This window comes from Prochlorococcus sp. MIT 1318 (genome assembly GCF_047304505.1).
In the GTDB taxonomy this organism is placed as follows: domain Bacteria; phylum Cyanobacteriota; class Cyanobacteriia; order PCC-6307; family Cyanobiaceae; genus Prochlorococcus; species Prochlorococcus marinus_D.
In genome coordinates this window covers 2,261,475-2,272,762 of sequence record NZ_CP138958.1, presented here as the reverse complement: position 1 = coordinate 2,272,762, position 11,288 = coordinate 2,261,475, and the positions used below count along the sequence as shown (strand labels likewise).

Here is an 11,288-nt window from a genome sequence, read left to right as displayed (position 1 = left end):
TGACCCTTGTAATGAGCGACTCCCAGCCCTTATTGCTCCGCGCTGCGCGTGGTGAGTCGGTCGAGCGGACCCCTGTGTGGATGATGCGCCAGGCGGGACGCTACATGAAGGTTTACCGGGATCTCCGGGACCGTTACCCCAGTTTTCGAGAGCGTTCTGAAAATCCTGATCTCTCTTACCAGATCTCGATGCAGCCCTTTGAAGCATTCCAGCCTGATGGGGTGATTTTGTTCTCAGACATCCTCACTCCCTTGCCCGGCATGGGCATCGATTTCGACATCGTTGAAAGCAAGGGCCCCCTTATCCAAAAGCCGATTCGCAGCCTCAGCCAAATTGAGGCTCTTCAGCCATTGGAGCCAAACGCAACCATGCCTTTTGTTGGCGAGGTGCTCGGACGCCTGCGCGAGAGCGTTGGTAATAAAGCTGCTGTGTTGGGTTTTGTGGGTGCTCCCTGGACCCTTGCGGCCTATGTTGTTGAGGGCAAAAGCAGCAAGAATTACGCCGTGATCAAGGCGATGGCTTTCCAGCAGCCAGATATTCTGCATCGTTTGCTCAACCATTTCGCTGAATCGATTGCCACTTATTTGCGTTATCAAATCGATTCCGGCGCCCAGGTCGTGCAGATGTTTGATTCCTGGGCCGGTCAGCTAAGCCCGGCCGACTACGACACCTTTGCAGCGCCTTATCAAAAAAGAGTCGTAGACCTGGTGAAATCCACTCATCCCGACACTCCAATGATTCTCTACATCTCCGGCAGCGCTGGAGTGTTGGAACGAATGGGGCGCACAGGTGTCGACATCATTTCTCTTGACTGGACTGTTGATATGGCCGATGGCTGCGCTCGACTTCCCGATCACTTAGGTGTGCAAGGCAATGTTGACCCTGGCCTGTTGTTTGGAACACCAGAAGCGATTCGAGAGCGAATTGTCGATGCGGTTCGCAAGGCTCGAGGTCGCCGGCACATCCTCAACCTCGGCCATGGCATTCTGCCTGGAACACCTGAGGACAATGCCAAGGTGTTTTTTGAAGCTGGCAAGACTGTTGACAATCTGATCGGATCTGCCGCTTGACTCCTGCCCGGATCCTGATCACAGGAGCCAGCGGCTGTGTTGGGCAGTACACAGCCGCCTGGCTACTTGAAAACTCCGATGCCGAGTTACTGCTCTGGCTCAGAGACCCGGCCAAACTCACGGCCATCTCAGCGCAACACCCACGTGTTCAACTGCTGGTTGGAGATCTACGTGCCCCCCATTGTTTTGCTAATCAGCTAGCCACGGTCAGCCGTGTGATTCATACGGCAACGGCCTGGGGGGATCCAGAGCGAGCCCATCAAGTGAATGTTGTGGCTGTTAAAACTCTGCTCGGGCTTCTCAATCCAGAGGTTCTTGAGCAGATCACTTATTTCTCCACGGCAAGCATCCTCAATCGGGATCTTCAGCCATTGCCAGAAGCTCTTTCGTATGGCACTGAATACATTCAAACCAAGGCTCAGTGCCTCCAGGACCTTGAGCACCATCCGTTGTCTGATCGGATCGTGGCTGTTTTTCCTACGCTCGTTTTCGGGGGAAGGGTCGATGGCACGAGCCCATTTCCTACCAGCTATCTCACTGAAGGGTTAGAAGAAGCAAGCCGCTGGCTTTGGCTGGCACGCTGGCTACGGGCTGATGCCAGCTTTCATTTCATTCACGCAGCTGATATTGCTTGCATATGTGGCCACTTGGCAACGACCTCCAAACTCCCTAATCGAGAGGCTGGGCAGGGAGCTATTCGGCGTTTGGTTATGGGTCAACCCGCAATCTCTGTTAATCAAGCTATAGCGACGCTTTGTCGCTGGCGTGGGCTCAGGCAGACGCCTGGTTTACCCCTGTGGGGTTGGCTGATTGAGGCTCTGATCAAGGTGCTACCGATCGAAATCAATGCCTGGGATCGCTTCAGTATCAAACAACGGCACTTTGTGCATGATCCAATTACGACACCAGAACGTGTCGGAGGTCACAGCCATGGAGCCACACTTGAAGCCGTGTTAGCAGATTCAGGGCTGCCGCAGCGAGGAAAAGTTCACAATAAGGGTTAAAGTGTTCATAGAAATGATGCAAGCCCTCATGGCCTCAATGCTTCGCTCTATCGCAGCAGCTGCCTGCGCCCTGCTCTTGGTGATTGGGCTTGGAGTTTCTTCCGTTCAGGCCGCCACTACTGAAGTGAAGCTAGGCACCGATTCAGGCATGCTTGCTTTCGAGCCCAGCTCTTTAACGATTCAGGCTGGAGATACGATCAAGTTCGTCAACAACAATCTGGCCCCACATAACGCTGTATTTGAAGGCCACGATGAGTTAAGCCATCCAGATTTAGCCTTTGCACCTGGTGAATCTTGGGAACAAACCTTCTCAACTGCTGGTACTTATGATTTCTACTGTGAGCCCCATCGTGGCGCTGGCATGGTTGGAACGGTTACTGTTAACTGAGTTAAACTGACTGACCAATAAGTAGATTTTAAATACCCTAAAAATATCAAGCCTGAGGTAACTATTCTTTTTTGTTTCTACATTTTTATTATTAGATGATATAGGTTTTATCACTCAAGCAAGTCTGCATAGGTTTCTCACTGGTTTGCAGGCGTCAAAGCTTGGATATATTATTAAACTAAGAATGTATATGATGCAATGACACGTGAGGGCCTGTCTGATCTTCTCCATGCCGCTGAGCACAGTTTAACGCTACGAGGCCAGTTGAAGAATTGCTCTAATGATCAGGAGTTAATAGATCTAGCTAAAGATTATGGTTTTCCTGTCAAGCTTTGCGATCTTCAAAATGAGGCTGAGTCCCAGCAGATAGAGGATTGGTTTAGAAAAAGTAGAATCTCTCCAATTCGCAAATGATTGGCTTGAATGCAAGTGGCTGCAAATCTTCAAATATTTGCTGTTGAAATGGTTGAAGGTCACGACGCTTATGTTGAATTAAGGTATAAGCATGATTGGTGTCAGTAGCAATACATTTTGCTTAGAGTAAAAGATAATCTAAATTTTGGGTAGGCTGTTGTATTTGGATCAAGAGAATACTAAAAGTTTAAGCCATGAAGAGATGATCTAATCGTGCATAGATGGTTGATCTATAGGCTTCTTTAAACCAATAATTAAATACCTTAATGCATAGATGACAGTTGTTGATGACGAATTCAGCAATGAGGTTTGATTTGTCTCTTGGTGGTGCTTACCACACTCTGCCGAAAGAGCCGTACCAATCAGAACGGTTTACCGCTTGGCGCTAATGGTTAGTCGACATACGGTTGAATCAACGTAAAAGACCACATGCAACCTACGGCGGATCAATTTACCGAAAAAGGCTGGGCAGCAATCGTTTTGGCCCAACAACTTGCCCAACAACGCAAGCACCAGCAACTGGAAACAGAGCATTTGTTGTTGTCACTGCTCCAGCAAAACGCTTTGGCAGGAAGAATCCTAGAAAAAGCAGGTGTGTCGATCGGCAACTTGCAAACAGCCGTGGAGGCACACCTGCAAGAACAGCCCACTCTGCAGGCTGCGCCAGACTCTGTCTATCTGGGCAAGGGAGTCAATGATCTTCTCGATCAAGCTGAGAAACATAAGCAAGCTTTTGGCGATAGTTTCATCTCGATTGAACATCTGTTACTTGCATTGGCCGGGGACAATCGTTGCGGCCGCAAGTTGCTCAATCAAGCGGGCGTGGATGCCGGCAAACTAAAGGTTGCAATTGACGCGGTACGCGGAAACCAGAAGGTGACCGATCAGAACCCAGAAGGAACTTACGAATCTCTCGAAAAATATGGCAGAGACCTGACTGCTGCTGCTCGCGAAGGCAAACTCGACCCTGTCATCGGAAGGGACGATGAGATTCGACGCACGATTCAGATTCTTAGTAGGCGCACCAAAAACAACCCTGTCCTCATTGGGGAGCCAGGGGTGGGAAAAACCGCAATTGTTGAAGGCCTCGCACAGCGGATTGTTAATGGCGATGTACCTGCAGCCCTTCAGAACAGACAGTTAATCGCCCTTGATATGGGTGCTTTGATTGCAGGGGCGAAATATCGAGGTGAATTCGAAGAGCGACTCAAGGCGGTGCTCAAAGAAGTTACCGCCTCTGAAGGACAAATCGTACTTTTTATTGATGAAATCCATACTGTTGTAGGAGCTGGAGCGACCGGTGGGGCAATGGATGCCAGCAATCTGCTTAAGCCAATGCTGGCTCGAGGGGAACTGCGCTGCATTGGTGCAACGACCCTCGATGAGCACCGACAGCACATCGAAAAAGACCCCGCTTTAGAAAGAAGATTCCAACAAGTGCTTGTGGATCAACCCACAGTGCAAGACACGATCTCCATCCTGCGTGGTCTCAAAGAACGCTACGAAGTGCATCATGGTGTGCGCATTGCTGATAACGCCCTAGTTGCTGCAGCTGTGCTCAGTAGCCGATATATTGCCGATCGTTTTTTGCCAGATAAAGCCATCGATTTGATGGATGAATCTGCTGCACGGCTGAAAATGGAAATCACTTCCAAGCCTGAGGAAATTGATGAAATTGATCGCAAGATTGTGCAGCTCGAGATGGAGAAGCTTTCCCTAGGACGTGAGTCCGACTCCGTTAGCAAGGAAAGGTTGGAAAAACTAGAACGCGAACTTGCTGAATTATCAGAGCAACAAAGTGCCCTCAATGCACAGTGGCAACAAGAAAAAGGTGCGATTGACGACCTTTCTTCGCTCAAAGAAGAAATCGAACGGGTGCAATTGCAAGTTGAGCAAGCCAAGCGCAGCTACGACCTCAACAAGGCAGCTGAACTGGAGTATGGAACTCTGGCGGGATTGCAGAAACAACTCAGCGAGAAAGAAATTGCACTGGCCCAAGATGGAGATGCAGGCGATAAATCACTGCTGCGAGAGGAGGTTACGGAAGACGATATTGCTGATGTCATCGCTAAATGGACCGGGATTCCCGTCGCCAAGCTTGTGCAGTCGGAAATGGAAAAGCTGCTTGGACTTGAAGCAGAACTCCACCAACGTGTGATTGGCCAAGAACAGGCTGTGCAAGCTGTTGCAGATGCGATTCAGCGTTCTAGGGCAGGTTTAAGTGATCCCAACCGCCCGATCGCAAGTTTTTTATTTCTAGGCCCCACTGGTGTCGGTAAAACGGAGCTATCCAAGGCATTGGCCTCTCAACTGTTTGACAGCGAGGCGGCTTTGGTGCGAATCGATATGTCTGAGTATATGGAGAAGCACAGTGTCAGCAGACTGATTGGGGCACCTCCGGGTTATGTCGGCTATGAGGCCGGTGGACAGCTCACCGAAGCCGTACGCAGACGCCCTTATGCGGTAATCCTGTTCGATGAAGTGGAGAAGGCACACCAAGATGTGTTCAATGTGATGTTACAGATCCTTGATGATGGACGTGTCACCGATGGTCAGGGTCGCACAGTTGATTTTACAAATACGGTGCTAATTCTTACCAGTAATATTGGCAGCCAGTCGATTCTCGACTTGGGAGGCGATTATAGTCAATACGGGGAAATGGAGCGGCGAGTTCATGATGCTTTGCACGCTCATTTTAGGCCTGAGTTTCTCAATCGCCTGGATGAAACAATCATCTTTCATAGCCTCAGGCGCGAGGAACTGCGTCAGATCGTTGCCCTTCAGGTCAATCGGCTGCGTGAGCGTCTTTGCGATCGCAAGCTTGGCCTAGAGATCAGTGATACAGCAGCTGATTGGCTCGCCAATGCTGGCTATGACCCTGTTTATGGGGCTCGACCCCTCAAGCGAGCGATACAACGCGAGCTTGAAACTCCAATAGCCAAAAGTATCCTGGCGGGCCTTTATGGAGATAGTCAGATTGTGCATGTGGATGTGGATCAGGAGCGTCTGAGTTTTCGCTAATGCTTATCCCCTTCGCGCTCCCATTAGGGGAGTCGATCGAGCAAATTGATCAGAGCAGAGTCTTCGTCTCAAACCACGTAGGTGTTGCTTCATAGCAAGCTGCATTGGCTTCATTCTCACGCGCTTCTACCCGCCAGCAACAGCTGCGCCCACCATCTCGATCAAGCAGAAGGGCATTGGCCCATTGCCAAACCAGCTCTGCGCTGGACTCCATGCCTACGTTGTCCATCACCCTTAGATCAATAGCGCCTTGATCATTCAGGCTCTGCCATTGAGGCAGGAGCGGATCATCAGCATTGGCGAGGAAGGTGTGATCGAATTGCTTGTTGAGTTGTTGTTCCAGATCCCGAAGACTGGAAAAGTCGACGACAAATCCGTAGGGGTCAAGCTCTTGAGCTGCAAACCAAAAGGTAAAACTGCGGCTATAGCCATGCACAAATCGACAGTGTCCTGGATGACGCCATTGACGATGACAGCAAGGATATCCAGAGAAATTCTTGCTACAAGTGTAAGCATTCTTCAGTGTCTTAGTCACGGTCGTTCATCCAGAGAGTTACTGCAGTTGGCGTGTGTTTTGAGATTATGTGTAGAGAGTGACTTTGATGTCGTGATTCGATCTATGTGACTATACGGATCAGCTTAAGCGACGAACAAAATCATGTTCAAATAGAAGCCAATCTTCAAGGCAATGCATTGTAAATGCTTTCCATTGAAGGGAGTTGCCTAGGGGAATGTACTCTAGAAGCAAGATCTAAAGACTCATCTAAATTCTATGATTTAGATTAATAGCTCTTTAGTTTGATCATTAACTCATTTGCGAAAGTATATCTAATTGAATAAAAATTCTTCAGGCAACATTTCGGCATGACTGCGGTTATCCATTGATTTCTGATCAAGGCTTTCAGTTTGGTGCCTCCAATCCGATTGCAAGAAGAAACATGATATTTGATGTTTTCCGCAATTGGCAAGTTCTTTTCAGCGGAAACCCAGATCAGGCTCCTTTTGACAAGATTAGATCTGTGATTGGTGGCAATATCTTGGATGGCGTTGCCTGGTGATAAAGGAGACATGAGAACTGGCAGGTACTAAATCTGGAGAATTGAATTGCTCAGATCTAAGAAGAGAGCAAGAATTGATTGAATTTATTTGCTTGGATCTGCTGCTAGTTAAAGATCGATGTGGCTTGTTTCCATACACCAGTAGAGATAAAATCGGAAAGGTGTCTGTTCAGAGCTTTATCGATGATATAGCCATTGAAATTCAACTTATCAGTATTTGGAAGCTTCCCCTTCTAGCTGAGCCTGAGACAAGCCATCTGCTGGATAATGAGACTGAATGCTTTGAGTAGCTCTTATCAGTCCGTAAGCCCACCCATCACCCCTTGATGTCTCTGGTGTCTGTTGATCCTGACCCCTAGCCATGGCTAGGGGTGAAATTTCTATCAGCACCCATAGCATTCGAGATGCTGATGCACTGCTCCATCCGCTTCCAGGTTAAAAGGCCTTAGGAGGGGCGGATCATGCGAGAGCGAAGCAGTTGATGACTAGTTTGGTGCTGAGGGATGATTGCACGGCCGCTCCTGCGCTCCTTGAGGACGAATGCAACCCCTCAGCCCCGCCTTTATCGACCAACTATGTTTTGACGATATTGGTTTGATTCCAGCGATCTCCCAAGACTGGCTTGATGGAGCCGTTCTGATGATGGCCTGGATGAATCGCACTGCCTTGGAGCAGACATTAAAGAGTGGCCAAGTTCATTACTGGAGCCGCTCGCGTCAGGAGCTTTGGCATAAAGGTGCCACGAGCGGTCATACGCAGATCCTTAAGGGAATTCGTTATGACTGCGATGCTGATGTGCTTTTACTCAGTATCGAACAAACCGGTTTGGTCAGTTGTCATACCGGAGCCCGAAGCTGTTTCTTCGCAGAGGTAAACCAGCATTCGCAGGGAGACTCACTCACTCTTCCACCTCCGATGGATGCATGCAGTGAACTTTTTCGGGTGATTGATCAACGCCACACCACACCTGAAGCCAACAGTTATACAAACAAGCTTTTAGAAGGTGGAGACAATCGCATCCTCAAAAAAATTGGTGAGGAGAGTGCGGAATTTGTGATGGCTTGCAAAGACGACGATGCGAAGGCAATTGCTAATGAAGCGGCTGATCTTCTCTTTCATCTGCAAGTCGCTCTTGCCCACCATGGTGTGAACTGGAGAGATGTGCTTGAGGTGCTCGCTAATAGACGTGGAGCACCGCGTCGAAACTGAATGCTGAACTGTGGCTGACTGAGTGATTCTTTTTAGTGAAATTCCTATCAACGTGGTTGCCCAAAGTTGGTGGATTGTGAACGGATCCACTCAAGTGTGAGCCGATCTCTTTTGGAAACAGTCAAGACAGGCAATGCCCCCTGGGATACGGCCATGACATCGCCAGCATGATCACTGTGCCCCCATAGGCCAAAAGCATGACCTAGCTCATGCAAGGCTGTCGCTTGAAGGACAGGCGCTCTTAGTTCTGGTGAAACCATGACCTTCACTTTTGGCTCAAGTTGGGTTGCTTTTTTGCGTCGAGCCTCAATGATCGTCAGCAGACTGCGGCCATTGCTGGCACGCCAACCCGAGGGGAGCTGTCGCAGCGGAGGGCGTTTTCTAAACACCATCACATGAGCACGTTCAATCTCAGCGACCCTCGTTAGTGGAATCACTTCAGACCAGCTATTGAATGCAGCATCCACAGCATTGGCCCATCGCTTTAACCAGCGATGGCCCGCAACAGAGCCTTTGGGGTTTGGTTCAATCCATACACACCAATGAGGCAAGCTTGGATAACCAAAACTGGTGGTAGCTAATTTGTCGACATACCCGAGCCCATTTCTGGACTCGGGTAATTGGAGACCACCATTTAAAACACGCACGTCTTGCGCTGGTGGACAGGGATCTGGAACCATTTGGATTATTGAGAAGGAAGGCCGACGCCGCGGGCCATCAGGGTTGCCAAAAGGGGAATGAATGCAAATCCAACGATTTCGATGTTGATGAACCAACCGAGGCGAGTCACTAAGGAGGAACTCACTTCAGGCAGTTCTCCCTTACGCAGTGGAATAGCCCAGAGGATATAGGTGACAGTTGGATAAAGAGAAAGAGTCCCCGCAACAATAAAGACTCCTACCTTCCACCAGAACAAAGGGTTTTGAGTATAAAAGTCACTTCCTTGGCCGAAATACAACACCCGCAGAATGCCGCTGATCAAAAGCGCCAAGCCTGCTACGCCATAAACGATGTCCGTGATGACCATCGCCGTGGCTTCTCCACGGTTTGGGGAAGCCTTCAACAGCTTTCGCTCAAGCACCAAGGCAGCAAAGCAAACCATGAAGCTCAGGTAGTGGACGTAGGCAATTCCAGCATTGTTGACAATCTCAGGCATGAGGAGGACTCCCAAGTGGATGGGATGAATGAAATTCGTTTTGACGCTAGCGACATCAAGCTCAATGAACGGCTATCTCAATAGAAGAAGAGGGTGAGGGGGGTCTGCATCAATCAAAGCAACACGACATCCTGAAGAAACTGTTTAATAACGCATAAAAAGTTAATTCCGTACTCTTCCTTACGCAGTCAGGATGGAAACACTTTGGCTCTAGGTTCAATTAAGAGTTGAGTTCCAGATGGTGAGTTCTTTAAGTGCCTATCTTGGGGAGATCGGGCGACATCAACTTCTGACACCTGAACAGGAACTGACAATGGGTCGGAAGGTTCAGGCCATGGTTGCGCTTACTGACCGCTGCCATCTTGCTGGTGGAGCAGGGCCCGAATGCGAATACTCAGATGATCAGCGCCTCACCATTCGTCGTGGTGAAAAAGCCAAGAATCAGATGATCACTGCCAATTTAAGACTTGTAGTGAATCTTGCCAAGCGCTACCAGGGCAAGGGGCTCGATCTTCTCGATCTGATTCAAGAAGGCACGCTTGGACTTACCAGAGCAGTGGAGAAATATGACCCAACCCGTGGCCATAGATTTTCGACTTATGCCTATTGGTGGATTCGCCAGGGGCTTAACCGGGCACTATCGACTCAGAGCAGGACGATACGAATTCCCGTCAATGTGAATGAGAAGCTAACCAAATTAAGGGCAGCAAAGTCAAGACTGATGCAGAACAACGGCTTGCCTCCCACTGCTGAGCAATTGGCAAAAACCATGCGACTGCCGATGGCTGAAGTGGAAGATCTGCTCGCTTGTGAATTACGCAGTGTGACAGTGAGCCTTCAAGGAGTTGTGAAGTCAAAATCCGATCCTTCAGAACTTGCGGATGTCCTTCCCAGCGAAGAGATCCCTCCTATGGAGCGTGCCGAAATGTCGGAAAGAACTGCATCGGTATGGACTTTGCTCAATCGTGCGAACCTCACTCCTAAAGAACGGATGGTGGTCACACTTCGTTTTGGCCTCGACGGATCTCATGAATGGCGCACTCTCGCGGAAGTTGCACGACATATGAGTTGCAGTCGCGAATACTGCAGGCAGGTAGTACAAAGGGCACTGCGAAAACTGCGCAAAGCAGGAATTCAGAGTGGTTTGGTAGAAAGCACCCTCTAAGCGATAAACCTCACTAAAAAGTGGGAAATCCGCCCCAAGAAGGGGCGGAGCTCATCTTATGAATCCCCATAAATCAGGTAAAAATGGAATGACATCGGCGCCGACAAACCATGGTTGATGAGGCCACCGCAACTCACACCACCGTCGATGCAACGGTGCTGGAAAGTTCCGTTATTGATCAGAGTCTGTTTCAAAAGGTGTTGCGTCAGGCTGGGCGAAGCCTTGCAAGGCCAGCTTTAGAAGCTTTGGAAATGCTCCTGGATGCATCAACACCTGCACAGGCCAGACTCACCATGCTCGCTGCACTGACCTATCTCATCATGCCCATTGATTTGGTGCCAGATTTGATCCCTGTAGCAGGATTTAGTGATGACCTTGTTGCACTTACCGCAGTCGTAGGCCTCTGGAGCAATCACATGACCCCCCAGATTCGTGATCGTGCCCGACGCAAACTAGATCGGTGGTTTCCAGTTGGCGGCTGATGTCAGGGTGGTCTGGTCAAGTTGAAGATGAGCTGACCCTCCTGTTGAAGGATTGGTTGAAGCAGCAGGGACGTACCCAGGCAGACCTGCGTCGAAGCCTTCAGGCTGTATCGACTCGCATGCCTGCCTTGCTTGAGGTCTTGGAACGTGAACATCGCCTGGGAGGAATACCACGGGTGGCGGCACGTCTATGTGAAATTGAAGCGGAATGGGTTGGAACGAATGCATTATCTCAATCTGACAACCAAAAAGATGCCGATCCTTTCAGCCAACTAGACCTACTTCTGCAAGAAATCCGCGATGACTGCGGCAGCTGAACCA

General features: G+C 49.5%; 13 protein-coding genes. 10 read left to right on the top strand and 3 right to left on the bottom strand.

Annotated features, from left to right (window positions below; all coding sequences use genetic code 11):
* Positions 1 to 11: 11 nt before the first annotated feature.
* From hemE to clpB, 5 genes are all read left to right on the top strand, one after another.
* The gene (gene hemE, locus SIB66_RS11460) at positions 12 to 1,070 is read left to right on the top strand and encodes a uroporphyrinogen decarboxylase (RefSeq protein ID WP_063406628.1); all 1,059 of its coding nucleotides are present in this window, start codon (positions 12 to 14) and stop codon (positions 1,068 to 1,070) included.
* Entirely contained in the window at positions 1,067 to 2,074 is a 1,008-nt protein-coding gene (locus tag SIB66_RS11455) for an NAD-dependent epimerase/dehydratase family protein (RefSeq protein ID WP_063406629.1), read from the top strand. The genes hemE and SIB66_RS11455 overlap by 4 nt, the downstream gene beginning before the upstream one ends.
* A 28-nt stretch (positions 2,075 to 2,102) precedes the next feature.
* Positions 2,103 to 2,462 (top strand): plastocyanin, encoded by a 360-nt coding sequence (petE, locus tag SIB66_RS11450; protein ID WP_063395688.1) that lies wholly within the window; start codon positions 2,103 to 2,105, stop codon positions 2,460 to 2,462.
* Positions 2,463 to 2,660: 198 nt separating this feature from the next.
* Positions 2,661 to 2,876 carry a Nif11-like leader peptide family natural product precursor gene (locus tag SIB66_RS11445; RefSeq protein WP_063397712.1) on the top strand — a complete coding sequence of 72 codons (216 nt, stop codon included), beginning with the start codon at positions 2,661 to 2,663 and terminating at the stop codon, positions 2,874 to 2,876.
* Positions 2,877 to 3,305: 429 nt separating this feature from the next.
* Positions 3,306 to 5,897 (top strand): ATP-dependent chaperone ClpB, encoded by a 2,592-nt coding sequence (gene clpB / locus SIB66_RS11440; protein WP_063406630.1) that lies wholly within the window; start codon positions 3,306 to 3,308, stop codon positions 5,895 to 5,897.
* Positions 5,898 to 5,946: 49 nt separating this feature from the next.
* Here the strand turns inward: clpB and SIB66_RS11435 are convergent, their stop codons facing one another.
* Entirely contained in the window at positions 5,947 to 6,432 is a 486-nt protein-coding gene (locus SIB66_RS11435; protein ID WP_074160852.1) for a 6-carboxytetrahydropterin synthase, read from the bottom strand.
* 346 nt (positions 6,433 to 6,778) lie between these two features.
* Between SIB66_RS11435 and SIB66_RS11430 the strand changes: the two genes are divergently transcribed.
* Entirely contained in the window at positions 6,779 to 6,955 is a 177-nt protein-coding gene (locus tag SIB66_RS11430; RefSeq protein ID WP_236070292.1) for a hypothetical protein, read from the top strand.
* Between the two features lie 540 nt (positions 6,956 to 7,495).
* A complete protein-coding gene (gene hisIE / locus SIB66_RS11425; RefSeq protein ID WP_063406632.1) occupies positions 7,496 to 8,164 on the top strand; it encodes a bifunctional phosphoribosyl-AMP cyclohydrolase/phosphoribosyl-ATP diphosphatase HisIE in 669 nt (222 codons plus the stop codon).
* Positions 8,165 to 8,211: 47 nt separating this feature from the next.
* Here the strand turns inward: hisIE and SIB66_RS11420 are convergent, their stop codons facing one another.
* Together SIB66_RS11420 and SIB66_RS11415 are read right to left on the bottom strand one after the other, a co-directional pair.
* Entirely contained in the window at positions 8,212 to 8,844 is a 633-nt protein-coding gene (locus SIB66_RS11420) for a peptidase (protein ID WP_011129833.1), read from the bottom strand.
* Between the two features lie 5 nt (positions 8,845 to 8,849).
* Positions 8,850 to 9,320 carry a DUF2214 family protein gene (locus SIB66_RS11415; protein WP_011129834.1) on the bottom strand — a complete coding sequence of 157 codons (471 nt, stop codon included), beginning with the start codon at positions 9,318 to 9,320 and terminating at the stop codon, positions 8,850 to 8,852.
* Positions 9,321 to 9,558: 238 nt separating this feature from the next.
* Between SIB66_RS11415 and SIB66_RS11410 the strand changes: the two genes are divergently transcribed.
* The 3 genes from SIB66_RS11410 (at position 9,559) to SIB66_RS11400 (ending at position 11,284) form a co-directional block, all read left to right on the top strand.
* Positions 9,559 to 10,485, top strand: coding sequence for an RNA polymerase sigma factor RpoD/SigA (locus SIB66_RS11410; protein WP_063406633.1), 927 nt, complete (start codon positions 9,559 to 9,561; stop codon positions 10,483 to 10,485).
* Positions 10,486 to 10,595: 110 nt separating this feature from the next.
* The gene (locus SIB66_RS11405; protein WP_011129836.1) at positions 10,596 to 10,967 is read left to right on the top strand and encodes a YkvA family protein; all 372 of its coding nucleotides are present in this window, start codon (positions 10,596 to 10,598) and stop codon (positions 10,965 to 10,967) included.
* Positions 10,967 to 11,284 (top strand): hypothetical protein, encoded by a 318-nt coding sequence (locus SIB66_RS11400; RefSeq protein ID WP_011129837.1) that lies wholly within the window; start codon positions 10,967 to 10,969, stop codon positions 11,282 to 11,284. The genes SIB66_RS11405 and SIB66_RS11400 overlap by 1 nt, the downstream gene beginning before the upstream one ends.
* Positions 11,285 to 11,288 lie beyond the last annotated feature (4 nt).

Bases quoted from the DNA above. Each gene is read 5' to 3' on its own strand.
- hemE (WP_063406628.1), top strand. From the start codon at position 12: ATGAGCGACTCCCAGCCCTTATTGCTCCGCGCTGCGCGTGGTGAGTCG.
- petE (WP_063395688.1), top strand. From the start codon at position 2,103: ATGGCCTCAATGCTTCGCTCTATCGCAGCAGCTGCCTGCGCCCTGCTC.
- SIB66_RS11445 (WP_063397712.1), top strand. From the start codon at position 2,661: ATGACACGTGAGGGCCTGTCTGATCTTCTCCATGCCGCTGAGCACAGT.
- clpB (WP_063406630.1), top strand. From the start codon at position 3,306: ATGCAACCTACGGCGGATCAATTTACCGAAAAAGGCTGGGCAGCAATC.
- hisIE (WP_063406632.1), top strand. From the start codon at position 7,496: ATGCAACCCCTCAGCCCCGCCTTTATCGACCAACTATGTTTTGACGAT.
- SIB66_RS11420 (WP_011129833.1), bottom strand. From the start codon at position 8,844: ATGGTTCCAGATCCCTGTCCACCAGCGCAAGACGTGCGTGTTTTAAAT.
- SIB66_RS11415 (WP_011129834.1), bottom strand. From the start codon at position 9,320: ATGCCTGAGATTGTCAACAATGCTGGAATTGCCTACGTCCACTACCTG.
- SIB66_RS11410 (WP_063406633.1), top strand. From the start codon at position 9,559: ATGGTGAGTTCTTTAAGTGCCTATCTTGGGGAGATCGGGCGACATCAA.
- SIB66_RS11405 (WP_011129836.1), top strand. From the start codon at position 10,596: ATGGTTGATGAGGCCACCGCAACTCACACCACCGTCGATGCAACGGTG.
- SIB66_RS11400 (WP_011129837.1), top strand. From the start codon at position 10,967: ATGTCAGGGTGGTCTGGTCAAGTTGAAGATGAGCTGACCCTCCTGTTG.